This window comes from Hymenobacter terrigena (assembly GCF_054776515.1).
On record NZ_BAAHBU010000002.1, the window covers coordinates 752,978 to 779,210 of the forward strand.

12 protein-coding genes are annotated in these 26,233 nt (G+C 62.8%); 4 read left to right on the top strand and 8 right to left on the bottom strand.

What is annotated here, in order from left to right; translation table 11 throughout:
- The first annotated feature begins 59 nt into the window (after positions 1–59).
- Together ACYU7Q_RS10010 and ACYU7Q_RS10015 are read left to right on the top strand one after the other, a co-directional pair.
- Entirely contained in the window at positions 60–2,126 is a 2,067-nt protein-coding gene (locus tag ACYU7Q_RS10010; protein ID WP_460609314.1) for an alpha/beta hydrolase family protein, read from the top strand.
- A 358-nt stretch (positions 2,127–2,484) separates the two neighbouring features.
- A complete protein-coding gene (locus tag ACYU7Q_RS10015) occupies positions 2,485–5,595 on the top strand; it encodes a hybrid sensor histidine kinase/response regulator (protein ID WP_460609315.1) in 3,111 nt (1,036 codons plus the stop codon).
- 42 nt (positions 5,596–5,637) lie between these two features.
- On the opposite strand, the gene ACYU7Q_RS10020 is transcribed toward ACYU7Q_RS10015, so the two are convergent.
- The 5 genes from ACYU7Q_RS10020 to ACYU7Q_RS10040 form a co-directional block, all read right to left on the bottom strand.
- A complete protein-coding gene (locus tag ACYU7Q_RS10020; RefSeq protein ID WP_460609316.1) occupies positions 5,638–7,788 on the bottom strand; it encodes an FUSC family membrane protein in 2,151 nt (716 codons plus the stop codon).
- A gap of 85 nt (positions 7,789–7,873) precedes the next feature.
- Positions 7,874–8,161, bottom strand: a complete 288-nt coding sequence (locus ACYU7Q_RS10025; RefSeq protein ID WP_460609317.1) for a hypothetical protein — start codon at positions 8,159–8,161, stop codon at positions 7,874–7,876.
- 138 nt (positions 8,162–8,299) lie between these two features.
- Positions 8,300–9,868, bottom strand: a complete 1,569-nt coding sequence (locus tag ACYU7Q_RS10030) for an FAD-dependent oxidoreductase (RefSeq protein ID WP_460609318.1) — start codon at positions 9,866–9,868, stop codon at positions 8,300–8,302.
- A gap of 112 nt (positions 9,869–9,980) precedes the next feature.
- Positions 9,981–10,943 (bottom strand): bestrophin family protein, encoded by a 963-nt coding sequence (locus ACYU7Q_RS10035; RefSeq protein ID WP_460609319.1) that lies wholly within the window; start codon positions 10,941–10,943, stop codon positions 9,981–9,983.
- A 57-nt stretch (positions 10,944–11,000) separates the two neighbouring features.
- On the bottom strand, positions 11,001–11,411 hold the full coding sequence (locus ACYU7Q_RS10040; protein ID WP_460609320.1) for a RidA family protein: 411 nt from the start codon (positions 11,409–11,411) through the stop codon (positions 11,001–11,003).
- Between the two features lie 186 nt (positions 11,412–11,597).
- Here ACYU7Q_RS10040 and ACYU7Q_RS10045 point away from each other — a divergent pair, with 186 nt between their 5' ends.
- Positions 11,598–12,413 carry an energy transducer TonB gene (locus ACYU7Q_RS10045; RefSeq protein WP_460609321.1) on the top strand — a complete coding sequence of 272 codons (816 nt, stop codon included), beginning with the start codon at positions 11,598–11,600 and terminating at the stop codon, positions 12,411–12,413.
- A gap of 59 nt (positions 12,414–12,472) precedes the next feature.
- Positions 12,473–13,999, top strand: a complete 1,527-nt coding sequence (locus ACYU7Q_RS10050; RefSeq protein ID WP_460609322.1) for a DNA integrity scanning protein DisA nucleotide-binding domain protein — start codon at positions 12,473–12,475, stop codon at positions 13,997–13,999.
- A gap of 43 nt (positions 14,000–14,042) precedes the next feature.
- Here the strand turns inward: ACYU7Q_RS10050 and ACYU7Q_RS10055 are convergent, their stop codons facing one another.
- The 3 genes from ACYU7Q_RS10055 to ACYU7Q_RS10065 form a co-directional block, all read right to left on the bottom strand.
- The gene (locus tag ACYU7Q_RS10055; protein ID WP_460609323.1) at positions 14,043–14,540 is read right to left on the bottom strand and encodes a PaaI family thioesterase; all 498 of its coding nucleotides are present in this window, start codon (positions 14,538–14,540) and stop codon (positions 14,043–14,045) included.
- A gap of 16 nt (positions 14,541–14,556) precedes the next feature.
- A complete protein-coding gene (locus ACYU7Q_RS10060) occupies positions 14,557–15,111 on the bottom strand; it encodes a PPC domain-containing DNA-binding protein (RefSeq protein ID WP_460609324.1) in 555 nt (184 codons plus the stop codon).
- Between the two features lie 102 nt (positions 15,112–15,213).
- Complete coding sequence (locus ACYU7Q_RS10065) at positions 15,214–25,650, bottom strand: beta strand repeat-containing protein (RefSeq protein ID WP_460609325.1); 10,437 nt, start codon at positions 25,648–25,650, stop codon at positions 15,214–15,216.
- Between the last annotated feature and the right edge of the window lie 583 nt (positions 25,651–26,233).

Sequence of the window (26,233 nt, forward strand, 5' to 3'; positions counted from 1 at the left end):
TATATTGCCTCAGTGAGCTCACTGCCGCGCCATGTGCTGGTAGTCCGTAATTTTCGGGCATGAACAAGCTCTTTCTTGGCGCGCTGGCTTTGCTCCCACTCGCAGCGGCCGCCCAAACCCCTCCCCCATCGTCCGTCCTCACCCCCGAAAAGCTGTGGCAGCTGGGCCGGCTGGGCGAAATGCAGGTGTCGCCCGATGGCAAGACGGTGGCCTACACCGTGACCAAATACAACCTGGCCGAAAACAAGGGCAACGCCGACATCTGGACGGTGCCCGTGGCCGGTGGGCAGCCCAAGAAAATCACCGACACGCCCGGCTCGGAAAACACCCTGAACTGGCGGCCCGATGGCAAACTGACGTTCATTTCGGGCGAAAGCGGCACCGACCAGCTCTACGTCATGAGTGCCGACGGCACCGGCAAAGCCAAGCTCAGCGAATTTCCCGACCAGGGCCTGAGCAACCTGAAATACGCGCCGAAGGCCAATTTCATCCTCTACACACAGGACGTAAAATCGAGCCCGACCACGCTGGATATGTTCCCGGACCTGCCCAAGGCCGACGCCAAAATCATCGACGACTTGAACTACCGCCACTGGAACGTGTGGGACGACCACCTCGCCAGCCACGTTTTCTTCCAGCCCCTGAACACCGACGGCAAGCCCGAAGGCTACGGCAAGGACCTGATGCCCGGCGAGAAATTCGACTCGCCCCTGATGCCCGACGGTGGCTCGGAGCAGCTGGCTTTCTCGCCCGACGGCTACCGCATTGCCTACACCAGCCGCAAGCTCACCGGCCGCGCCGAGGCGGAGAGCACGAACTCGGATATCTACCTCTACGACATTCACGACCAGAAAACCGTGAACCTGAGCGAGGGCCTGGGCGGCTACGACACCGAGCCCAACTTCTCGCCCGATGGCAAGCAAGTGGCCTGGCTGAGCATGGCCACGCCGGGCTTCGAGTCGGACCGCAACGGCATCGTGGTGTATGATTTCGCCAGCAAAAAGCGCGTCGACATCACCAAAGGCTCGGAGCTGAGCGCGGCCAACGTGCGCTGGAGCGCCGACGGCAAAACCATCTACTTCGCGGCCGTGGTGACGGGCGCCGAGCAGCTGTTTGCGGTGCCGAGCAAGGGCGGTAAAATTCGTCAGATTACGAATGGCGCGCAGAACTACAACGCGTTTGAGCTGGTGGGCAAGGACCAGGCCGTGGCCAACCGCACCACCCTCTCGGCCTTTGCCGACATCGTGCGGCTGGATTTGAAAACGGGCAAGGAAGCGCCCCTCACCACCATCAACCAGCAGGAGCTGGCGGGTATCAAATTCGGCAAGGTGGAAGACCGGCGCGTGACCACCACCGACGGCAAGCAGATGCAGGTGTACGTGATTTATCCGCCCGATTTCGACCCGGCCAAGAAGTACCCCACGCTGCTCTACTGCCAGGGCGGGCCGCAGTCGCCCATCACCCAAAGCCAGAGCTACCGCTGGAATTTCCAGCTGATGGCGGCCAACGGCTACATCATTGTGGCCCCCAACCGACGTGGGCTGCCCGGCTTCGGCCGCGAGTGGAACGACGCCATTTCGGGCGACTGGGGCGGCCAGCCGATTAAGGACTACCTCTCGGCCATTGATGCGGTGAGCAAGGAAAGCTATGTCGATAAAGACCGGCGCGGCTGCGTGGGCGCCAGCTACGGCGGCTACTCGGTGTACTTCCTGGCTGGCCACCACGAGGGCCGTTTCAAGACCTTCATCGCCCACGACGGCCTCTATAACCTCACGAGCTGGTACCCCAGTACCGAGGAAATGTTCTTCGCCAAACACGACATGGGCGGCGCGCCCTGGGACTCGCCCCAGCCCAAATCCTACCAGGAATTCAACCCCCAGATGTTTGCCAAAAACTGGGACACGCCCATCCTGGTCATCCAGGGCGGCAAGGATTTCCGGGTGCCCGAGGGGCAGGCCATGGAGGCGTTTGGCACGGCGCAGCTGCGCGGGATTCCGAGCCGGTTTCTGTATTTGCCCAACGAAGGCCACTGGGTGATGAAGCCGCAGAACTCGGTGCTCTGGCAGCGGGTGTTTTTTGAGTGGCTGGGCCGCACGCTGAAGCCCGACGGCACAGCCGCGAAATAGCGCTTAGTAAATACAAATAAGAAAGCCCGTTCGGTCGCCCGGATGGGCTTTCTGGCGTAATGCGCGGCCGTTCTAACCCGCCGGAATTGCCCGCTTGCGTTTATCTGTATTTCCGAACCGGGTAACCATCAAGGTTATGGTGCTGAAGTAACGTTAAGGACGGCCAGCACTTGAGTAAAAAGCCTTACCTTGCATACAGCTATTTTTCTGTAAAACAATTATTTAGGATTTAGCTTATAGCCGCCTGCGGTATACCGGGATTTTTAGTGGGCAGACGCCTTTTCGTCCCGCCTTCCAACCAGTCGGCGCCATTATAAACCAGCTAATACTTGCCTTCCGGGCCAGTCCAATTACTCCCATGAAGGAAAGCGAAAAGCGTTACCGCCGGCTAATGGAAGCCAGCCAGGATTTGCTGGTCACCGTGGACCTGACGGGTCACATTATTGACACGAACGAGGCAGCGGTTAAGAGTACGGGCGTGGACCGTGACACGCTCATGGGCTCCGTTTTCTTTGCCTATTTCGCCGAGCCCGTCGTGGTGGAGCAGATGTACCGGGAAGTGCTGGCTACCGGTGCAATCACCAACGTGGCCTGCACGCTGCTCCACGCCAATGGCGCCCCCACGGAGGTGCTGCTCGACGGCACGGTGAACCAGGACGACCACGGCCAGGTGCTGGGTGCGGTGCTGGTGGCCCGCGAAGTGGCCGAGAAAAACTGGGCCACCGAGCTGGGCATCGCCAACAAGGAACTCGCTTTCCAGCACAACGAGAAGGAAAAACGCGCCGATGAGCTAAGCATTGCCAACGAAGAATTGGCTTTCCAGAATGATGAGAAAGAGAAGCGTGCGGCCGAGTTGAGCATTGCAAACGAGGAACTGGCCTTCCAAAATGACGAGAAGGAAAAGCGCGCCGCCGAGTTGGTGATTGCCAACAAGGAGCTGGCCTTCCAAAATGATGAGAAGGAAAAGCGCGCCCAGGAGTTAGGCGTGGCCAACACTGAGCTGGCCTTCCAAAATGATGAAAAAGAGAAACGCGCCGCCGAGCTTAGCATTGCCAATGAGGAGCTCGCTTTCCAGAATGACGAAAAGGAAAAACGAGCGCAGGAACTGGGCATTGCCAACACGGAGCTTGCTTTCCAAAACGACGAAAAGGAAAAACGAGCGCAGGAGTTGAGCGTAGCGAACACCGAGTTGGCGTTCCAAAACGATGAGAAGGAAAAGCGGGCGCAGGAACTGAGCATTGCCAATACAGAGCTGGCGTTCCAAAATGACGAGAAGGAAAAACGCGCTCAGGAGCTCAGCATTGCCAATATTGAGCTGGCGTTTCAGAACGACGAGAAGGAAAAGCGGGCTGCTGAATTGGTGATTGCCAATAAGGAGCTGGCTTTTCAGAACGATGAGAAGGTGAAGCGGGCGGCCGAATTGCGCATTGCCAACTACGCCCGCAGCCTGATTGAGGCCAGCCGCGACCCGCTGGTGACCATCAGTCCCGAGGGCAAGATTACGGACATGAACATGGCCACGGTGTACATCACCGGCATTGAGCGCGAGCAGCTTTTGGGCTCCGATTTCTTCACTTATTTCACCGAGCCGCAGATGGCGCGCGAGGTGTACCAGGAGGTGTTTGCCAAGGGCACTGTGGCCGATTCGCCGCTCACGCTGCGGCACAAAGACGGCAAGCTGACCGACGTGCTGTTCAACGGCTCGGTGTATAAAAACGACGAAGGGCACGTGCTGGGCGTGGTGATTGTGGCCCGCGACGTGACCGACCAGAAACGCATTGCCACGGAGCTGACGGAGGCCAAAATTGCCGCCGAGCGCGCCACCGTGCTGGCCGAGGAAGCCCAGGCCAAAGCCGAAAGCGCCACCGGCATCGCCGAAGATGCCGTGAAAGCCAAGCAGCAGTTCCTCAGCAACATGAGCCACGAAATCCGTACGCCGATGAATGCCATCATCGGATTCACGAAGGTGGTGCTGAAGACGGAATTGACCGAAAAGCAGCAGGAATACCTCACGGCCATCAAGCTGAGCGGCGACACGCTGATTGTGCTGATAAACGACATTCTGGACCTGGCCAAGGTGGACGCCGGCCGGATGACGTTTGAGCAGATTCCGTTCAAGCTTTCGGCCTCGGTGGCGGCAATGGTGCACTTGTTCGAGACCAAAATCCAGGAAAAAAACCTGGAATTGGTGATGGAATACGACGAGAAAATTCCGGAAGTGGTGGTGGGCGACCCCGTGCGCCTGCACCAAATTATTCTGAACCTGGTGAGCAACGCCGTGAAATTCACCAGCGAGGGCAGCATCACGGTGGGCGTGCGGATGCTGGTGCAAGACGCCGAAAAAGTCATCCTAGAGTTTGCCGTGACCGATACCGGCATTGGCATCGAGCAGTCGAAGCTGGGGACGGTGTTCGATAATTTTCAGCAGGCCACCAGCGGCACCAGCCGCCTGTACGGCGGCACGGGCCTGGGCCTGGCCATCGTGAAAAACCTGGTGGAGCCGCAAGGCGGCACCATCAACGTGAAAAGCAAGGTGGGCAAGGGCTCCACGTTCAGCTTCATTCTGAGCTTCAATAAAACGCTGGAAAAAGCCGACGCGGAATCCAACCTGACCGTGGAGCTGGAAACCGGTTTCAAAGATGTGCGCATCCTGGTGGTGGAGGACATTGCCCTCAACCAGTTGCTGATGAAAACGCTGTTGGAAGATTTCGGCTTCGAAATGGAAGTGGCCGGCAACGGGCAGATTGCCATCGACAAGATGCGTACCATGCACTTCGATATTGTGCTGATGGACTTGCAGATGCCCGTGATGAACGGCTTCGACGCCACTGAATACATCCGCACGCAGCTGCATTCCAACGTGCCCATCATCGCCCTCACGGCCGACGTGACCACCGTGGACGTGGAGAAATGTAAAGCCGTGGGCATGAACGACTACATCTCGAAGCCCATCGACGACAAGCTGCTCTACAGCAAAATCATCAAGTACCTGAAAAGCTCGGGCTACAACAAGCCCACCGACGAGCCGGACCAGATGGATGCCGAGCCGCAGCCCATGGTTACCTGCGTCAATTTCGACTACCTGCGCCGCATCACCAAGAGCGATTCGCGCATGGCTGAGATGATTTACCTGTACCTGCAGGAGATTCCGCAGCTGGTGCAAACCATGAAAGCGGCCATTGAGGCGAACGAATGGAGCGCCCTGAAATCGGCCACGCACTCCATCATCCCTACATTTGCCACCGTGGGCATCAACCCGGAGTTCGAAGACAATGCCAAAGCCTTGCAAGCCCTGGCCGCGCTGCTGATTGCCAACGAGCCCGGCGATGCCGGCCGCGCCGAAAATATGGCTCAGGTGCACGCATTATTCTCGACCATTGAAGCCGTATGCGAGCTGGCCGCCCGGGAGTTGGAAGAGAAGCTGCAGCGGCTGTCGCAAACGCTGCAGCTGGCCCGGGCGAAGGCCTAGGGAAGATTGGCGCGCGAGCGGCACCGTTCCGGAGCCCCGCCCCTACTTCGCCAGCACCTCCGTTATTTTCCCAATATCCCCGCTCACTTTCTGCAGGAACGTGAGCTGCTCCAGCAGCAGCTTGTCGTCGGCGGCGGCGACGGAGATGTTAGGCTCGGGCGCGGCCAGCTCCACGGCAGGCGGGGCAGTGGCGGGCGCGATGCGGGCTAAACTTTTGCTAAGGGCGGCCACGGCGCTGGTAAGAGCGCGGCGGCTCTCGGGCGGGAAGGGCGGCACGGCGGGCGCGGCCTCGCGCAGGGTGCCGGTGAGGGCCGCGATGTTGGACGAGAGAATGTGGTTCAGCACCACAAATTCGTGGGTTTCGGTGGGGTGGTGCTGCTTGCTTTTGGGCTCGGTGAGCATGCGCTGGAAGGCGGCGGCGAGGTTGGCCCCGCTCACGTACACTTCCTTGCGCAGCAGGCGGTAGTTGTTGGCCGATAGCGGGCGGCCGGCGAGGCGGTCGGCCAGCTGGCGCAGGTAGGCCAGATTGGCGCGCAGGGCGGCGGCCATGTAGTCGGTCAGCTGCTCCGATTCCCAGCTTGGAAACAGGAAATAGCCGGCCGAAAACGCAATGGCGCAGCCCATGAGCGTATCGATGATGCGCTCCTGCGCCACGCCCAGGTAGCTCAGCCCCAGAAATCGGAACATGATGAGCAGGTAGGCCGTCAGAAACACCACCGTGACCAGGTACACGGTGCGCTGAAAGCTGTACGCCACCACCATAAACACCACCAGAATGGCAAACCGGGCCTCGGGCCACGGCACCGCCCACAAGATGAGCCCGCCCAGCGCCCCGCCCGCCAGCGTGCCGATGATGCGCTCGGTGTTGCGCTGCCGCGTGAGGCTGAACCCGGGCTTGAGCATGATGGTCACCGTCATCAGAATCCAGTAGTTGTGCTGGCCGTGCCACAGGGTTTCGGCCACGGCATAGGCCACTAGGCAGGCCACCATCATGCGCACGGCGTGGCGGAACACGGCCGATTTCATGGTGAAGTTCTGGCCCAGGGCACGCAGCTCGATTTCCTGGGGGGCCACGAACTGGGTGTGCTCGGCGGCGCGGCTGGCGGCGGGCGCGGCGGCCGAAAGGGCTTCATCGAAGTAGCGGCGGATGTTGCCCACGCGCCGGATGATGTCGCGCAGGTTCACCAGTATTTTCTTCAACACCAGCGTGTTGCCGCTGCCCGCCGCGCCTTCGAGGGCGCTGATGCGGGCTTGCAGACGGTCCCACTCGGCCGTGAGCACGGGGCCGGTGCCGGGGTGGGCATTGTTGGTCTGGATGGCCACGCCGAGGTGGTCCAATTCAGTAGCCACGTGCCGGATGAGCCGGGCCACATCGTCCAGAATGCCGGTGTGGCCATAGCTTTCGCGCACGGCCGAGTAGTCGTAATACCCCACCGTGATGCGCTCGTACAAATCCACCGTTTCCACGAAGGTGAGGACCAGACGGCGGCCGGTGGTGGTGGTTTCGTTCACAATCTGGCGGGTGCGGAAGAGCAGGTCGCGCACGGCTTCCTGCTTTTCGTTCACCACCACCTGCTGGGCTACGAGCTGGCGGTAGTCTTCGTCGAGGTCGGTGGCGGTGTTGTAGAACTTGGCTTTGAGGTCCAGAAAGCGGGCCAGGGCATGAATGCACTCGCCCAGCGCCTGCTGGGCCGGGCGGTAGGGCCGCACCTGGTAGGCCAGCATGGCCAGCCCCGCGTACCAGATGCCGCCCAGCAACAGCAGGCCCGCATGGGACAGGGCATCGGCCAGCGCGGGCGGGTGGGCCAGCAGCAGCACCACGTTCAGCAGGGCGGCGGTGCCCACGGCCCCGGCCCGCGCGCCCCACACCAGCAGCATGGTCAGCCCGAAGCTTAGCACTCCGACTTCGAGGGCCAGCGTCCAGACGTTGAGGGCGGCCACGCTCGTGAGCAGGGCCGTGGCCCCCACCAGTACCAGGGCGGCCAGCATGCCGTTGCGGCGGTGGGCGGCGGGGCCGGGCGTGTCGGTCACGCTCACGCACACGGCCCCGGTCGAGATGCTCAGCCCCTCGGCAAAGTGCCCCCACTGCCCCAGCAGCACCGCCGGCAGCAAAATGGACACCGTAATGCGCACCCCATCGGAAAAATTCTGGCTGGAAAAAAAGTAGCGGAGGCGGCGCGTCTGGTGGTTCATGCAGCGAAAGCGGGTAATGCGGCAATTAACGCGAAGAACGGCCAAATGGGTTAGCGCTGTAGCACGCCCGTACCGCTGGTTCGCGCTACAGCTGCTTTAGCGCCGGGCGCTCGTCCTCGTCGTAGGCCGTTGAATCTCCGTCGTCGTACACGGCGCTTTCCAGGTCGCCGACGCAGGTTTCGAGCTCGGCCACTTCTTCTTCCTTATCGGCCAGCTGCTGGCGCAGGCGGGCCAGCTCGCGGGCCTGTTGCTGCTGCACGGCTTCGAGGCGGGCCAGGCGCTGCTGGTCGGCCTGGCAGGCGGGCAGCACGAGGGCCAGCCCAGCCAGCAGTGCGGCCCTCCGGCCCCGAGCTAAAGTCAAGGGAAGTTTCATGATGCAAAATTACGGCTCCTGCGCGGCAGAAGCGTTGCCGCGCAGGTTCTCGGGCATCTACCGCAGCCGCTGCCCCCTACTTCCCTTACCTACGGCCAGCAGGCCTTAACTGCGTCAGACAGCCTGAGCAGCCTGACGCTACACGGCCGCCAGCCCTGAATTGGCCGGGCCGCTGAGCAGCTCGCCCAGGGCCGTGAAGCGGGAGCCGTGGCAGGGGCAGTCCCAGCTTTTTTCGAGGTTGTTCCAGTGCACCACGCAGCCCAGGTGAGGGCAAATGGCCGAGCATTCGTGCATAGCGCCCTGGTTGTCCTTGTACACCGCCACTTTGCTGAGGCCGCGCCGAAATATGGCACCCTCGCCAACGGGGATTTCGTCGGGGGTCTTCACATCGCCGCCGGTGAGCAGCTCGGTGTATTCCAGGGCCACGTTCACGTTTTCGCGGATGAATTCCTGGGCGCTTTCGCGCTTCACAGTCACGCGGCCGGGGTCGTAGAGGGCGGCCCAGGGGTTGGGGCGGCCTTGGATGAGGTCGGTGATAATCATCGGCCCCAGCGTGCCGTGCGTCATGCCGTGGCCCGAGTCGCCGGTGATGATGAACACATTGTCGGCGTCGAGCGGGTTGCGGCCGGCAAAGGCCAGGCTATCCTGCGGCTCCATCACCTGCCCTGACCACCGGTATTCGAAGTCTTGCACCATGGCGAACCGGGCACGCACCCACTCCTCCAGGCAGTCGAGGCGGGCTTCGGGGTGGTCGTCTTGGCCGGTTTTGTGGTCCTCGCCGCCCACAATGAGCAGGTCGTAGCCGGCCGCGCCGCGGGGGCCGGCGGCCACCTCCTGCAGGCGGATGTAGTGGTACGGGTCGGCCGTGTCCCAATACAAGGCCTTGGTCACCGAGCCTTTGGGCACGCGGGCGGCCACCACGTAGGTGCGGTAGGCAGCTTGCTTGGTGTGCATCACCACCCGGTCGTTGAAGGGCGTGTTGGTGGCCACAACAACGCCTTTGGTGGCTTTGGCTTCGATGCCGTTGGCAGTAACTACGCGGGCATTGGCCCCGCCGTGCACCTCGCTCACGTGCGTGTTGGTGCAGATGCGCCCGCCCTGCCGGGTAATGGCAGCCGCCAGCCCGGCCAGGTATTTCAGGACGTGAAACTGGCCCTGCCGGGGCCAGCGCAGGCATTCGCCCGGTTCGAAACCCGCGGTGCTGGCCTCCGACAGGTGCTCTACGTGGGTGAGGCCGGCGCGGTGGGCGGCGGCCAGCTCATCGCTCAGCTCCTGGCTGCGGCCGCCCTTGGGCAGAAACAGGTAGCCGTCGAGGCGGGTGAAGTCACACTCGATTTTTTCCTTTTCCACGATGTCCTCAATCGCGGCAATGGCCACGGTGTGGCTGTCGGCGGCCAGGCGGGCGCCCTCCTTCCCAAACAGGTTTTCCAGCGTCGTGTACCGGTCGTCGAGGGCGTTGGACAGGTGGGCCGTGGTGCGGCCGCTTTCGCCGCTGGCCAGCTCGCCGTCTTCCAGCAGCAGCACTTTCGCGCCTTCCCTGCTCAGCAAATACGCGGTGGTGAGGCCGGCAATGCCGCCGCCCACAATCACCACGTCGGCGGTGGTGTCTTCGCCGAGCGGCTCAAAGGTGGGCAGGCTGGGCGCGGTGCCAAACCAGGAAGAGGTGGTGAGGCCCGAGGTACGGGCGGGATTGGGAAGCTTGGGCATCAGGCGTTCGGAAAAGGATGACAGATGCCATTCCTTACGCCGGAGATGGGTTTCCGTTAGGTCGAGCTTAGTTTGGAAGCGCTGCTCCAGTCGCTTACCAATCCATCCCCCGTTAATACATCACGTCATTCACCGGCTCAATCCGGGGCGGCATCTCCGTTTCTTCGAGCAGCTCGCGCAGGTCGATTTCGATGCTGCGGCAGATGGAGGTCATGGGCACGTCGTAGATGTCGTTTTCGAAGGGGTTTTCGCTGGTGTGGCCCACCACTTCAATCACGTTGAACACCCACGACACGAGCACCGAAAACGGCACCATCAGCCAGACGTGGTACTGGCCCAGGGCCAGGCGGCTGTCGAATTCCTCCACCAGCCCCAGCGGCAGAATGGCCGCAAACACCCACACAAACACGAAGCTGAAGTAGGCAAACTGGCGCGGAAACGGTGTGTTTTTAATGCGCTCGCAGCCGCCCTGCGCGTTCAGCAGGTCCTGAATGGTCTGCATCAGGGCCACCTGGCGGAACTCGGTGAGCAGGCCGCGCTGGCAGAGCTCGCGCAGCTCCACGCTCTGGCGGCGCAGCAGGTGGGTGGGCGGGTTGCTGAGGTTTTTGGCCTGTTCGGCCTCGGATGGGGGCAGGAAAGGCGCTACTTCGGTGTCCCAGAGGGCGGCGGTTTGGCGGCGCAGGTGCAGGCGCAGGGCATTCACCCAGGCAATCTGGCGGTAGAGCAGGCGGCGGTGCAGCTCAGTGATGTAGCGCGGGTCGGGGCCCACGCCATCGGGCACGGCCTGCACGAAATCGAAGGTGCGGATGGCCCACACGCGGCTTGTGTTCACGATGGTGCCCCACAGCTGGCGGCCCTCCCAGAACCGGTCGTAGGAGCCGTTGCTCTTGAAGCCGATGTAGAAGGCCACGGCCGTACCGAGCAGCGCCACCGGCTGCCACGGAATGTCAAGAACGTGCACGTTGAGCGGCCCGTAGAGCAGGCATATCAACGTGTTGTAGACGACAAAAATGAGCAGGCTGCGACGCGTCAAGCGCCATACCACGCTCCAGCGGAGGTTTTTACGGATGTACATTGGGGCCAATAACCCCTAAATTTCTCCGCGTGTTACGCCGAAAGCATTAAATCCCCATTAATTCGGCAGCGCGGCAATGCACTTCAACTCGATGGCAATGGGTGTGGGCAGGCAGTTTATTTCGAGGGTGGTACGGCAGGGCTGGGCCGTGGCAAAGTACTCGGCGTAGAGGCGGTTGTAGGTGGGGAAGTCGTCCTTCATGTTGGTCAGGAACACGGTTACGTCCACCAAATCATCCCACTCGGCCCCGGCTTCTTCCAGAATGTAGCGCACGTTCTGGAACACGGCGCGGCACTGGCTTTCAAAGTCGTAGCGCAGGATATTGCCGTCTTCGTCCAGCTCCACGCCGGGAATGGCCTTCTGGCCGCGCTGGCGCGGCCCCACGCCGGATAGAAACAGGAGGTTGCCCACACGGCGGGTATAGGGGTAGGCGCCCACGGGTTCGGGGGCGCGGCTTTCGGTGCTCATGCTAAATTATGCGTTGGGAGATGCAGTATTTCGCTTCAAAGAACGTCATAATAGCAGGGAAGGCGAAACCAGACGGGGCGCGGGCTGCCGTTCTTTGCGCAGCACGCCGGCACTATTTCGGCGGGCACGGCCTTTGCGCTGCAACTGTCTTTTTCATTTCCCTCTCTCCTTCCCCCTTTTCTACGCATGAAAATCCCGATGCTCCTGCTGCTTGGCGGCCTTAGTTTCTTCAGCCTGTCGGCCCACGCCCAGAAGCGCAAAATGCCACCCAAGCCTTCAGCCAATGCCGTGTACGACTCGGTGCAGCAGCCCGCCGTGCCCCTGGGCGGCACCGAGCGCTACGCTCAGTTTCTGGCCGCGCACCAGAAATACCCCGCCAGCGCCATGCAAAAAGGCATTCAGGGCACGGTGAAGGTGAGCTTCGTGGTGGAAAAAACCGGCACCGTGAACGAGGTGAAGGTGGAAACGCCCGTGTCGCCTGAGCTTGATGCCGAAGCCATTCGCCTCATCAAAAGCGGCCCGAAGTGGACGCCCGCCAAGCACCGCAACCAGGTGGTGCGCCAGCGCGTGGTGGTGCCGGTGTCCTTCGTGATGTCGCCGGGCAGCACCGTCACCATCGGCGGGCCGGCCAAGGAGCGCCCCATTACTACTTCCGCCGCCGACATTGCCGCCTCGGCCAACCCCGACCGGCCCGCCGTGGTGGCCCCCGACCGCCCCACCCAGCCCGTGGGCGGCAACCAGGCTTTTTTCGATTGGATTGAGAAAAATCAGAAGTACCCCGACCTGGCCCGCAAGCGCAAAATTGAGGGCAAGGTGATGGTCGAATTCATGGTGCAAAAGGATGGTAGCCTGACCGATGCCCGCGTCATCAAGAAGATGGGCTCCGGCCTGGATGAGGAGGCCCTGCGCCTGATAAAGGCAGCCCCAAAATGGGAGCCCGCCATGTTTCAGGGCAAGCCAATGAAGCAAAAGATGGTGTTGCCGGTTCTATTCCAGTTGTAAACTGAAATTCCCTTTCTGACCAAGGAGGGGAGTTTTCTTCGCCTTTCGCCCACCCCACCATGCTCTCCTCCTGCTCCTTCACTGCATCCAAGTTACCGGCTGTCATCGCCCCGCCGGCCCAAATCTGGCCCCACCAGGTGCGCTACCGCGAGGGTGCCCAAGCGCTGGCCCAGGACCTTTTCGACGCCCTCGATGACGACCTGAAACCCTTCGTGCTGCTGCTGGCCCTGCCCGCCGATGACGCGCACCCCGCCCGCTGCCTCGAACCCGTGGACACCGGCCTGCCCGCCGCCGCGTTTTCCGACGCCGTGGCGCGGGGCCGCGTGAAGCAGCTCACCACGCCCTGGCCCTTTCCCGACCGCGACGACGTGACGGCCGCCACCATCCGGCGCAAGCACCAGGGCATCGGCATTCGGGATGCGGTGCAGGAAACCCTCAATGAAATTGACGAACAGGGCCACTACCAGCATTTTTCCGGCTGGCCGGTGGAAATCAACGGCTACTTTGTGGTGACGGTGCTGCGCCTGGTGCGCAAGCCGCTGCGGGCGTATCCGTCGCTACAGCCCTCCCGCTACTACACCGACGGCAAGCCGCTGGCCCCGTCGCTGCTGCTGGCCGCCATGTACCGCTTCAACGAAGAAGGCGTGAAGGCCCTGAGCGAGGCCGAGCCGGGGGCCAGTATCTTCGTGCGGCCCCGCGAGAGCGAGGAATTGCTGCGCGCCGCCGGCAAGACCTTCCTCGATACGCCCGCCCAGGCCCTGGGCCTCGACCCTTCCGTCATCAAGCTGTTTGCTACCTGCAACACCATCAGCAGCCTGCGCTACGAGGGCGCCGAGGGCGTGGGCAAGCTGCTGCTGGCCCGCCGCGGCCACCCCAACATCGAGGAAATCTTCGCCCTCACCTGCCCCACCGAGCTGACGGACTACCGCGCCGTGCGCAAGCTCCTAGAGATGACCACGCCCGACGTGCACCTGCTCGCCGACGGCGAAAACGTGTATGCCCTGGGCAAGCAAGTGGGCCATTACGACGCCGTGCGCGAGGATTTGTTCGTCATCAACTTCGTGACGCACTACGCCTGGGAGCTCCAGCACGCGGGGCACGTCCTCATGCGCTCGCACTACGGCCTGCCCGGCCTGCCGCGCACCCGTCTCAGCCGGACGGCCTTCCGCAAGTCGCTCAAGCGCACCTTCGCCCTCACCGATGCGCCCAAAGTAGAGCGCCTCTGGGACGTGGTGCTCGAAGCCAGCCGCCAGAAGCACGGCACGCTCCTGGTCATCACCACCGAGGCGCTGGCCGAAGCCGACCGCCTCAAGCTGCAATGCACGCTCATTGAGCCCGTGCCGCTCACGCCGCTCATCACCCGCCTCGTCACCAGCATCGACGGGGCCGTGCTCCTCGACCCCGAGGGCTACTGCTACTCCATCGGGGTGATTTTGGATGGTCGCGCCTCGGGCCGGGGCGACGGGACCCGGGGGGCCCGCTACAACTCGGCCCTGCGCTATGTGGAGAGTTCGGATTATCCCTGCATCGCCGTAGTGGTGAGCGAGGACGGGATGGTAGATGTGATAAGCTCGGTGCAGGAGTAAACGGCTGTCATGGCGGGGAGGCCCGGCGAAACCATGACAGGGCCTACTTCTTCGCCCGAAATGACCAGGTCAATTTGAACACCGCCACCACGTCGCCGGCCTCGTCCACGCCGGTGCTTATGCACACCACCGTGCGGCCTTCGCCGGTGGCGCGGCTCTCGGCAATGGCCTGGGCAATGAGGGGGCCGTCGGGACAGGTGAAGGCGATGAGGCCCACGGCTTTCTTGGTGAAATCACCCTGGATGCCCACTACCAGCATCGAAACCGGCCCGCCGGCCTGCACGTGCATCATGGCCTGCACCCCACTGGCAAATTCCGCCGCCATCGCCAGGCAGGCGAAATAGAGGCTGCGAAAGGGGTTCTGCGTAAGGTATTTGTAGCGGATGGTGACCGTAGCCATTTCCGGCGTGAGCTGCGTGAGGCGCAAGCCCGCCAGCCACGCCATGGGCAGCTTGCGCAGCATAAACAGCCGCAGCTTCAGCGGATTCAGAACCTGACGGCGGAAGGCGGCGGCCTGCGGGGTATCGGTGGCGGTGGTCATGGGACGAAGGTACGTTTTAGTGCTTGCGCGCTTTGCCCTTCTCATCGGCCGGGCTGGGAACTGGGCCGGGAGCGGGCCGCACCACTAACTCCTGATAGCCAAACGTGTCGTCCTTCTCGCGCCGAAACTCCAGCTGCGGCAGCTCGCCCAGCACGATTTCGGCCGTGGTATACACCTTGCAGCCATCCAGCAAATGCCCGCCAATGGTGCGTCCGGTGCTGTCCGACACGGCCAGATGCAGGTGCGAGCCATTGGTAGAAAGCGTGCCGACCAACGACACAATCTCGAAATGCCCTTTATAAACTGAAGGGCCTTCCTGATTAGCCAGCCGCAGCGTGGCCACCGTGAGGCTGCCCACGCAGGTAATCATGGTGCCGGCCAGGATGTGGTTCTGCTGCGCGAAGGCGGTGAGCTGCTGGCGCAGGTCGTCGCCGGGACGCAGGCGCAGGGCGTAGGTTTTCAGGGCGGAGTGTTGGGCGGCGGGCAGGGCGGACATGGGCGGCGGAATAGCGGGCTGAGCCAGCAGCGGTCCTGCCACCAGTCCCAGCCCCGCTAGAAGAAGCAATTTCATGGCCGAAGGTAGTCAGCGCTGCCCCTCTCCCACCTTATCCTAAAACAACAACGCCCCCTAACAAAAGCCAGGGGGCGTTGGGCAAACAAGGACAAATGGCGGTTATTCCTTCACCACCTTCAGGTGCTGAGCGGGCTGGCCGGGCAGGGCCAGATGCACGAAGTACACGCCACTAGCCAGGCTGGCCAGTTCGAGCAGCTCCACCTTATTTGTACCGGGCAGCAGCGAGGCCGTGCCCTGCTTCAGCAGGGAGCGGCCGGCGGCATCGGTCAGGGTAAGCTGGGCCGGGGTAAAGGCCGTGCCCAGGGGCACGTCCACGGTCAGGGTGAGGGACTGCCGGAACGGGTTGGGCGCGGCCGTCAGGCGCAGGGCCGGGGCCTCGGCCGGGCCGAAGGTAACGGTGCGGACGGGCGAGAACGTGGCCGTGCCATCCAAGTCAAGCTGGCGTAGGCGGTAGTAGCGCAAGCCGGCTTTGCTGGCTTCCTGGTCGAGGAACGAATAGGCGTGCGGGGCGGTGCCGCTGCCAGCGCCGGCCACAAAGCCCAACTCGCGGAAGCTGCGGCCGTCGGTGCTTACCTGCACGGCAAAGCCGCGGTTGTTCTTCTCGCTGGCGGTGGTCCAAGCCAGGGCCGCGTTGGTGCCCTGGCGCTCGGCCACGAAGCTGCTCAGCTCCACAGGCAACGGCGCCTCGGCATCGCCCAATGTCCAGACGGACAGGTGGTCCAGGTCAGTCCTGCTCACTGTATGAGCCGTGGTATTCGGGGTGCCGCCCGCGTAAGCAAACGGGCCGGCAAGGGCCGGAGCGCTGAAGAGGCGCAGGCTGGTTTCGCTGATGTTGTTCAACTCAAACGCCGAGTTGTTGTAGCCAAACACCATGTCCACGTTCAGGTTGGTATCGTTGACGGGCGTGATGGTGAAGCGGCGGCGGATACTGCGGCTGCGGGTGCCCCCAGCCGGCGTCACGCCGTAGAGAGGCGTGCCGGTGCTGCGCATTACCGTGGTCAGGCCCGGCAGCGCGGCCGGGGTGGCGTTGTCGGTTTTCAGGGCGTGCGCGGTGAGCGTGAGGCCCAGGCCGGAAAAGCTGCTTGTGCTGTTGTCGGTGCTCAGGTCGGCGGCGGGCACCTCCACATCGCCCAGCACGAAGCTGGTGCTGGTTTCGGCGATGGTGGCGCTGCCGGTCAGGCTGATTTTGTGGCTGCTGGCCAGCACGTAGGTTTTCAGAATGCCGTTGGTCAGCACCAGGGCATTGGCCACCGTTTGGTTGGTGTTCACGTGCAGGGTATCGGCCTTGTTCACCGACAGCTGGAAGAAGCTCAGCGGCTGGGCACCGTCCAAGTTCTGGGCCACGCTGCCCACAAAGGCCACTGCGCCCCCGGTCAGGGTGGCGTTGGCGGTGGGCGTGTTGCTGGTCAGGTTGCCATACACGTTCAGCAGGCCGGCGCTCTGGGCCAGCTGGGCACCGTTGTAGAGCGTCAGGTTGCGCACTTCGGCGGTGGCCGTCGTGCTCAGGTTCGGGTAGTTGGCCAGGCCGGCTGGCACAAGCGCGTCCACGGTGCGGGAGGGCACGCAGGCCGTCCAGTTGGCCGGGTTAAACCAGTTGCTGCCGTCGCCGGGCGCCGCGCCGGTGTAGGTGGTGGCGGTGCAGGCGGCGGTGCCCACCGCCACGGTGGTCGTGGCTGTGCAGGCATTGGCGTCGCGCACCGTCACGGTGTAGCTGCCGGCCATTACGCCCGTGAAGGTGTAAGCACCGGCCGTGGCCGTGGCAGGTACGAAGTTCGTCCCGTCGAGGCTATACTGGTAGGGACTGGTGCCCCCGTTGCCGGTGGCCGTCACCGTGCCGTCGTTGGCACCGGCGGCGGTTTCATCGGTTTCGGTGGTCGTCACGGCCGTGGCCGAAGCCGGGCCCGTGATGGTGACGGACTGAACCGCCGCCGCGCAGAACTGGCCCCGCACCAGTACCTGATAGGTACCAGGGGCCAGGCCCGTGAACGTGTAGGGGTTGGTGGCGCTGGACACATAGTTCGCGCCGTTGTCGATGGAATACGAGTAAGGCGCCGTGCCGCCCGCCGCCGTCACGGCGATGCTGCCCGAGTTACCCCCGAAGCAACTCACGTTGGTTTGTGTGGTGCTGAAGGTGGGCAAGGGCCGCACGATTACCTGCTGAGTCACCGTTTTGGCGCAGCCGCTGGGGTCAGTCGTGGTGATGGTGTAGGTATTGGTGCCCACCGGGGCATTGGTCACCGGGGCCGTGGCATTGGCGTTATTGGTGCCCGAGTAGCTCACCGCCCCCACCGTGCCGGGGCCGGCAATAGTGGTGGTGAAAGGCGTGGGAATGCCCGCGTCGGTGATGGACAGGCTCCAGTTGGCTAGGGTACCGGCATCGCCCGATACAACGTCAAACAGCCACAGCTTCCAGGCGCCGTTGATGCTTGCCCCATTCAGCACGCCGGTAGGCAGGCTATACAGGGTGGTGTATGTGGCGTTGGCGGCTTGGCCGGTGGTTTTCTCAGGGGCATAGGTCCCGGTGAAGGGCGCGTCGGCGGCAGCAACAGTAGAAATACTGGTGGCCGCCCCGGTGCGCAGCACCGTGTTGGTAAAGTTATGGCCGCTTGAGCCCTTCTGGTCGATGAGTTCCAGGGTGCGGGTGTTGCTGGGGTCAACCAGGAAAATGCGCAGGTCGCCCACATACGTATGGTTGATGTTGAGCGTGACCTGAACCGTGCTGCCAGAACTGATGGCAGCGGTGCCAACCGTAGCCAGGGTGATGGCCGACGATACCCCGGTGGTAGAATTATCGGGAATGGTCACGTTAGGGCTTACCGAGCCGCTCACGGTTCCCACAAACGTCTGGTTGCTGCTGTTGGCCGCCGAAATGCTGAACGAGTTGGTGGGACCGCACTGCGCGGGCACCGGCGTGGTCGTTAGCACCGGGTTGGTGCTGACGGCCGTCACGGCGGCCGTGCTGTTGTTAGAAGCCGTCTGGTCGCCGGCATACGCCAGGGTTGGCGTCAGGCTGTAGGTGCCGGCATCGGTCATGTCGAAGCTAGCGGAATAGGTGGTGGTAGCGCCGGCGGCCAGGCTGCCCGTCGTCACGCTGATGGTGACGGGCACCACCGTGGCATCCGGCCGGGTCACGCTCACCGTGATGGTGAGCGGGTTGCCGGCCGAGAAGGTCTGGGCGCAGCCGTTGTTGCGCAACTGCACGCTCAGAGGCTCAGCGGTGCTGCGGCAGGCGGTGCCGGTGGGGGCGGTCAGGGCCAGCAGCTGCAGGTCGTTGGTCGGCGTGGGCACAAATTCCAGGGCCCCCAGGTCGGGCGGGGTGCTGCGCAGCGTGTTGGCGTAGTCGAGGTAGTTGGTCGCAGTCAGCGGGTCGATGATGCTTACGCCGGCTCCGTCGAGGGCGCAGGCCGTCGGCAGCAGCGTAGCACCCGCGAAGATGGGGTCGTTGCTGATGGAATTGGCGTCTTTGCCGGTGGTGGTGCGCCACTGGGCCAGGGTGGTGTTCGTGGTAGAAGTGTAGCCGTTCACCGTGGCAAACCGCGCGTTGGCCCCGCTGGTGTACAGGTCGTTGTAGTCCGAAGCCAGCGCCGTATAGGCGGTGTAGTTCAGGCCAATGGCGTAGCTGCTGCCGGTGCCGGCCGTGGTCTGGGTGTTCACCAGAATGTTGTCGCGCACGTTCACGGTAGCAGCGGCCCCGATGGCCAGGGCCAGGCTGGGCGAGGTGGTGCCCGCGCCCCGGTCGCCGGTCAGGCTTACGGTGTTGAAATACACGTTGGTAGTGGAGCCGCTGATGCCGCCCAGGTATAGGCCCACGGTCACGTCATTCACAGTTGAGTTGCTGGTCACGCCCGAAATCTGGTTGTTGACCACCGTGTTGGTGCCGGTGGCCGCCCCTGCCACCAGGATGCCCACGGCCGAGCTGGCACCGCTCGCCACCACGCCGCTCACGTTGTTGCGGCTGATGGTGGCGTTCACTACCTGGTTGCCGGTAGGGCTGGCATTGCTGATAGATGACACGGCCCCTACGTCGATGCCTGCGGCATCAGTGTTGAAGCTGATGCCCCCCACCAGGTTCTGGCTGATGACAATGCCATCCTCAAAACCCACGTAAATGCCGAAACGGCCCACGTTGGCGGGCGAGGCACTGCTCAGGTCGTTGCCGACGATGATGGTGCTGGTGTTTTTATTGGCCAGCGTGGCTCCCTGCGAGTAAATGCCCGCCTGCACGGCCCGGATGCTGTTGTTCAGCACCTGGTTGCCATTGTTGCCCGTGCCCAGGCTGGTGAGCCCGGGCGTAGTGCTGCCGAAACCGATGCCCATCAGAGTCTGAGTCGGGCCACTGCCTACCACGTTCAGGTTTTGCAGGGTGTTGAGGGTGGCGGGATTGGTGCCGGAGCTAGCCGTCTGGCCGTAGATGACGGTGCTGCTGCTGCTGGCGCTGGTGTTGCTGATGGTCAGGCTGCGGTCGGTACCGGCGGCATTCGAGCCGTCGATGGTCACGTAATCGGCCCCATCGAGCAGCAAAATGGCCTTGGCATCGGAACCCGAAATGGCCGCCACCACGCCCGTTTGGGGCCTGATGACCACCCGGCGAGCGGCCGAGCTGCCCGCCACCGCGCCAATGGTGAGCGGGAACGTCTCGCCGCCGCTGGCAGCGTCGTAGCTGCCGGTGGTGGCCGCGTTGTTGGTGAGCAGCAGGCGCACGCCGGTGTCGCCGGCGTTGGTGCGCAGGCCGCGCAGGCCCAGGTCGGCCAGAGCCAGCTTGAGGCTGGCGAAGTCTTCGCCAGCCGCGCCACTGCGGTTGGTGCCAAGGCCGGTGCGGCCCACGGTGTAGTCGCCAAACAGCGGCCCGAGGACGGTGCGGCTGCCGGCCGGGTCGCCGGTGGTGGCGGGCACGGGGCAGCTGATTGCCCCTACCGTGACGCCCGTGAGCACCCCGTCAACCACATCGCCGGTGGCTCCGGCAGGCACGTCGTAAGTCAGGAAAAAGTAGTTGGTGCCCGTTTGCAGCGCCTGGTTGCCCGTGAAGGTGAAATCGGGCGCGAAAGTAGGCGCGGCTACCGTGGCACCAAAGGCCGTGGTGGCCGCAAAGGTGCTGCTGCTGCCGGTGAAGTAGAATTTGGCGTTGGTGATGTTGGAAGGCGTGCCGCTGCCCGTGGTGCCACCAGCGTTAAAGCTGAAGCTGGTTGCGCTCAGGGTGCCGACGGTGCCGGTAACGGCCAGGGCCACGCGCAGCACGACCTGGTTGGTGGTGCCGGCGTACACGTTGGTAGTCGTTTGCGTCACGGCCACGCCGGAGCAGGCAAAGGCCAGCGCCGGAGCCGGGGTGCCGGCGTACTCATCGGAGCCCAGGTCGGGGGCCGTGCCGGTGCCCGCGTAGCCGGGGCTGCCCTGACGGATGTCGCCCTGGTAGTCGTTATCAACCGTACCGGCCAGGGCAATGCCCCCCGATTCGATGGGCGAAACCACCGTGGCGAAGCTCAGCTTGATGGCAAGGTCACCAGCTAGGGGGGCGTTGAAGAGGCCAGCCGCCGCGCCGCCCACTTCCGGGGCCGTGGGCAGGTAGTAATAAGAGTTAGCATCGCCGGCCGAGGCGGCTTTCCAGCCCGCTAAGTCGGAGCCGGTGCCCAGCCAGTTGCTCACTTTCGCGTTGTCGGCCGTCACCAGCAGGTTGTAGTTGGAGGCCCCAGCCGCCCAGCCGGTGGCGGCGCCATTGGTGTTGCCAATGGCGTAGTTGGCCACGGCGGTGCCGCTGGTCACGGTGCGCTCGTTGTAGAAAATGTTGTTACGCAGCGTGACGGCAGACGTGCCGTTGCGTTGAAAAGCAAACGTGTTGCCCAGGCCATCGCCGGCCGCGAGGTATACCGAGTTGTAGTAGTAGCCCACCGTGCCGGTGCCTACGTCCAGCATGCCGCTGATGAGCCCTGACTGCCCATTGGTGCCGGCAGGCAGGGAAACCTGATTATTGGCGACGGTAACAGAAGCAGCACCCGCTATTTGCAGGCCGTTCACCACATCGGCCACCGAACCCGTGCTCACACTCGACGCCAGCACGTTCCAGATGCGGTTGCCCGTGGTCAGGCTGCCCGCGCCCGCGCCACTTACCGACAAGCCCGTCACCCCGTTGTTGACTACGCCGCTGGAAGCAGCCGTGCTCAGGCTTTGCACGGCACTTATCTGGTTGGCCCGCACGGTGGTCAGCCCGGTGCTGCTCACCAGAATGCCAATCGTGGAAGTGGAAAACGCCGGCGAAGTGTTGATAACGGAGTAGTTCAACAGATTACTTATCTGGTTGCCCTCCAGTACCGGCGTAGCGGCCGCACCACTGGTTTGGATGCCGCGCAGCGTAATGCCTTTGCTTTTGGTGGTGCCATCCAGCGCCCTGATGTTGCTGATGGTATTGTAGCTGATAGTGTGGGCGCTGTTGTTGGCGCCGCTCGCCAGAATGCCGTAGAGCGAGGCGTTGGCCGTGGCCGTGCTGCCGCTGGTGGTGCTGCTCAGCATCAGGTTGGTGATGGTGTTGTAGCGCACGTTGGCCGTCGCGGCAGCTGAGGTCAGGTTGATGCCGTAGCTGGTGGCGCTGGCCGTGAGGCCCAACGTGGCCGTAGCATCGCCGATGGTGTTGCCGCCGGTAGTGCCGGTAGCCGGGCCAATATTCACGGCCCCGGCCGTGGCCGTGATGCCCGTGACGGCCCCGGCCGTGGTCGAGGCGGTGATGTTGCGCACCAGGTTGCCCTGCACGGTGGTGCTGCCCGAAGCCAGGGTGCCGCCCACGGCCAGGCTGATGCCCGTGACAGCGGCGGTGCTGGTCAGGGGCGTGCCCGACGCATCGGCCGCAGCCCCGCCAATGGTGTTGTCGCTCACGGTGTGGCCCGTGCCGCCGCCCGCGAGGGCAATGCCAGTGAAGGCCGCGCTCAGCGTGCCCGCCGCCTGATAGACGCTGTTGTAGCGAATGGTGTGGCCGTTGCCGGCTTGCAGCTGAATGCCGATGATGGCCGTGGTCCGGCTGGCCTCCTGATAAATCCGGTTCCCATCGGCCGCGGTGCTGCCGCCTACTACCCAGCCGTCGCCGACTGCGCTGGAAGCCACGAAAATGCCCGCCCCCGAAAAGTTACGGATGGCATTGCCTTTGATGGTCGTCGCCTGGTTGGTGCCGCTGGCGTAAAAGCCGTTCAACGACACGGTACTGGCGGCATCCGAACGGTCGCGCACGTCGTTGTAGGCAAACGTGTTGCCGCTGTTGGCCGTGCTGCCGTCCAGCGTAATCGTGCCCGCCGCCGAGTTCACGAACGTACCCTCCACGGTGGCGTAGGTGAGGGTATTATTGTTGGCCCCGTTCAGCAACAGGAAAACCGGCGCACTGCCCGTATTGCGGAAACGCAGGTACTTGCCGTTGTCGGTGCCCGTGAAGGTCACGTTGTCGGCCCCGTTCAGGCGAATCAGGCCGTTGAGGCTGGCCGTGCCGCTGCTGGCGTAGCTCCCGCTGATGAGCCGCTCCGTGGTGCCATCCGGCTGAATGGCGAGGGTGTAGCCGGCCGCAAACTGGTTGAGTGCCACTGTGCCCGGCTCCGTCAGGTTGGCGGCGATGCTGACGGTCAGGTTGCCGCCCACTACGTTGTTGTTGAGTTGGTCGAACAAGCCGCCCGCGCCCGTGAGGGTCGGGAAATCGGTCGGGATGGTGTAATTGCCGCTGTAGGTGATTTGGATGACGTAGGCCGCGGGGGTGGCCGGCGGGCCACTGCCGGCCGCCGAGCCCCCGGTGCTGGTGCTCACCGCCGAGTTGCCGGCCACGTCCTGGGCCACCACGTAGTATTCCACCGTGTTGCCGCCCGTCAGGCCGAGGGTGCTGACGGGCAGGGTAAAGGTGTAGGTGCCATTGGCGGCAGTGCCGCTGGCCAGCGTGCCGGCCGTAGCGGCGTAGCTGCCGCCCGCCTTGCGGTAGTACAGTAGCACCGTGGCCGGGGCCACACCCGAGCCCGCGTCGGTTATCGTCGCGGTCAGGGTGCGGTCGGCGGTGGAGGGGGTGGTGGCCAGCGGGGTGAAGCTGATGGTGGGCGGCGTCAGGTCGTTAACTGTGAAAGTGCCCTCATCGGCACCGATATCGGACGGCGAGTTGCGAGTATCTCCATCATAATCGGTGGTGATGCCGCTAATGGACTGGCCGCCGCTTTCCACTTGCGTCGCCACGGCGGGGTTGATGTGCAGAAAGCTGCTGGCCGTGCCGGTAGTGCTGGCAAAGGGCGGGTTTTCCGTTATCGAAACCGCGTCGCGGGAGCTGACGCGGGTTTTGTAGGCCGCCAGGGTCTGGTCGCTGCTCGTGCCATCGTTGAAAACAACCTGCGTAGCCGCCGGCGTGCCGGCGTAAAACAGGTTGTTGTTCGAGCCCGTGGCGTAAGTGGTGAGCGTGGTGCTGCTACGGCGGTAGGCGGCGGTAAGGGCAGCGCCCTTGGCCGTGGAGGTATTCACCACAATGTTGTTGCGCAGGTCCACCGTGGTCGTGGTATTGGCAAAAATGCCCGAGGTGCCGAAGGTGGCCCCGGTGCTGGTGGCGTTCAGGTAAATGGTGTTGTAGTAGGCATTGACGGCCGTGGCGCCGGTGATGTTCAGGCCCGCAATGGCCGTGGTGCCGGTGGCGGCCGGCGTGCGCAGGTCGCCAATCAGGTTGTTGTTGATGGGGTAGGTGCCGCCGCCACCTATCGCAATGCCGAGGGCAGAACCACTTGCCCCGGACGCGCTCAGGTCGTAAATCTTATTGCGGGCAATGCTGGTACCGGTAGCACCACCGGTGGCAAGGTTTATTCCTCCAACCGCTCCGCTGCCGCTGCCGCTAATGGCCAGCCCGCCAATGGTATTGCCGGTGATTACCTGCACATCGGTCGAGCCAGTATTAATGTTAATTCCTCGCACCGTGTGGCCGGTGGCCGTACCCGCGCCCCCAATAGCCAGGCCGGTAATAGTGTTGCCCGTCAGGGTTTCTGCGGTTGAGCTACCAAGATTGTAGTAGCCGTAGACAGACGAGGAAGTAGAGCCCGTCGTGTTAGGAATCGTATTGTTGGTGATGGTGTTGTTCGTAGCTGAAACCGTGGTAGCGTAGTTGCTGGCTGTACCACCCAAGATGCCATAAAGTGTCCCTTGAGCCCCGGCAACCTGGTTTCCGCTGATGGTGTTGCCCGCCACGGTCGGCGTGCCCGCGCCCAGCATGATGCCCACCGTAAGGGGAGCAATGCTTATCGTGGAACCCGCCGCACTAAGCCCGTTGACGGAATTGTTGCTGATACTCACAGTGCCCGAAGCCGCGGTCGAAATGCCAACTACTGTGCCCCCATTATTTGAAGGAGTGGCGCTGAGGCCATTGGCCAGGGTAGCATCACCGATGGTGTTGGCGGTGGTAGTGCCTACCTGCGCATCGCCGGCGCCGGCCACATAAATGCCGGCCAGCACTCCCGAACCAGTAGCAGCCCCGCTGCTGGTGGTAAGCGAAATGCGACGCACCGTATTGCCCTGAATGCTGCTGGCCGCTCCCGCGGTGAAAGTGCCTTGAATGCCGGCAAATCGGGTGGCTACCGTGCTTGTTAGCGTGAAGGTGCCGCTGGCTGCAAACGCCGCCGTACCCCCAATAAAGTTGCCCGTAACGGTATACCCCGCTCCGGTACCGATGATGATGCCGTAATGCAGGGCGCTGGTGGTGTAGGTGCGGGCTACCGTCTGGTAAATGCTGTTGCCGCTGATGCTCCAACCCGTATTACCATTCGGATTGGTATTGGCCAGGTTAATAGCCGATGAACTGGCCCCCGCGTTAAAGAAGTTAAACAACTCGTTGTTGAGCACACTATTGGCCCGGTTGGCAGCCGTCGTGGTGGCCGAGCCCACCGAGTAGATTAGGTTATTGGGCGTGGTGGCCCCGTCGCTAATCCGGTTGTTCTGAATGGTGTTGTTGCTGTTGCCGCCCGCAGTCGCCGTGCTCGTGAACGTGATGACGCCGCCTGTAATGGAAGTATTCACGCCTTTCACCTGGCAATACTGCACGATGTTGTTGTTAGCGTCGCTGGTAAATTGAATGGCGACGCCCGAAGTAGAAGTATTGGCGACTGTCAATTCGAGTGCCGTGCCCGTGCCTCCGGGGCGGCCGTCCAGCACGAGGTATTTGCCGCCACTAATGTTGAAGGTTTGGGCAGCCGCGCTCGCAATGGTCAGGTTCGTGGCCCCGGCCGCTGGCCGAATGGTTACGGTGTTCGTAGCCGTAGCTCCGCTGTAACTATACGTAATGCCGCTGGTTGTTTCAGTGGCGGTGGGGGCATAGCCCACCTGCAGTTCCAGCACGACAGGCCCGCTCATGCCCTGCGCTGCCAGGTCGGCGAAAGCAGCCGTGAGCGAGGCATAATTACCCGGAATGGTCTTAGTGCCAGAAAGCTGCGCCCAGGTACTGCCTGCGTTGACCAGCAGCAGTACCAGCACCGCCAGTAGCCGCCCCCAACGAGCCGTGTAATTGAAAGGCCGCTCCAATTGGACCGTATTTTCACACTGTAAAGGTTTTTGCATATTAAATCTTGAAGGGTTGAAGATTATGTTTTGGTCCAATTATTATCCAATGCACTATTTGCTTAGCCACAAAATTTACAAAAATGCGGGTCCATCGGGTATGGCAGCATGGCCAAGCGCACCCGCACTGCCCCGCTACCAGTCAGGCAACACAGCATCACAGGCAACGCCTACAATTGCCCCCACTCGCCAATGGTCCGCATTTATTATCAATTAATTACTGCTAATTATCTGCACTACAAAAACGAAATAACCGTGCAAAATCATTTGGCTAAGCCCGTACTAATAAGACTCCGGCAACAGCTTGACATCGGTAATTGGTGTTTGCACCGTACCGAAGCATCAGGCAAGCTAAGCCCAAACGCCGCAATCGCCAAACACCTCCGGCACACCAGCTTGCGCCAATGGAGCTTGCAGGCAGCCAAACGGTGGCAGCAGCCCTGCCAAAAAACCAGGCCCTGATTCCACACTTTTCAACTGAAACATCGCTTTCGCTGCTTAGCTTCGGGAAGCAGATTTAATCTCGTAAAAGCCATATTTGCAGAGCATAGTCTGCCACTAACTCTACACGCAGAAGCGCCAC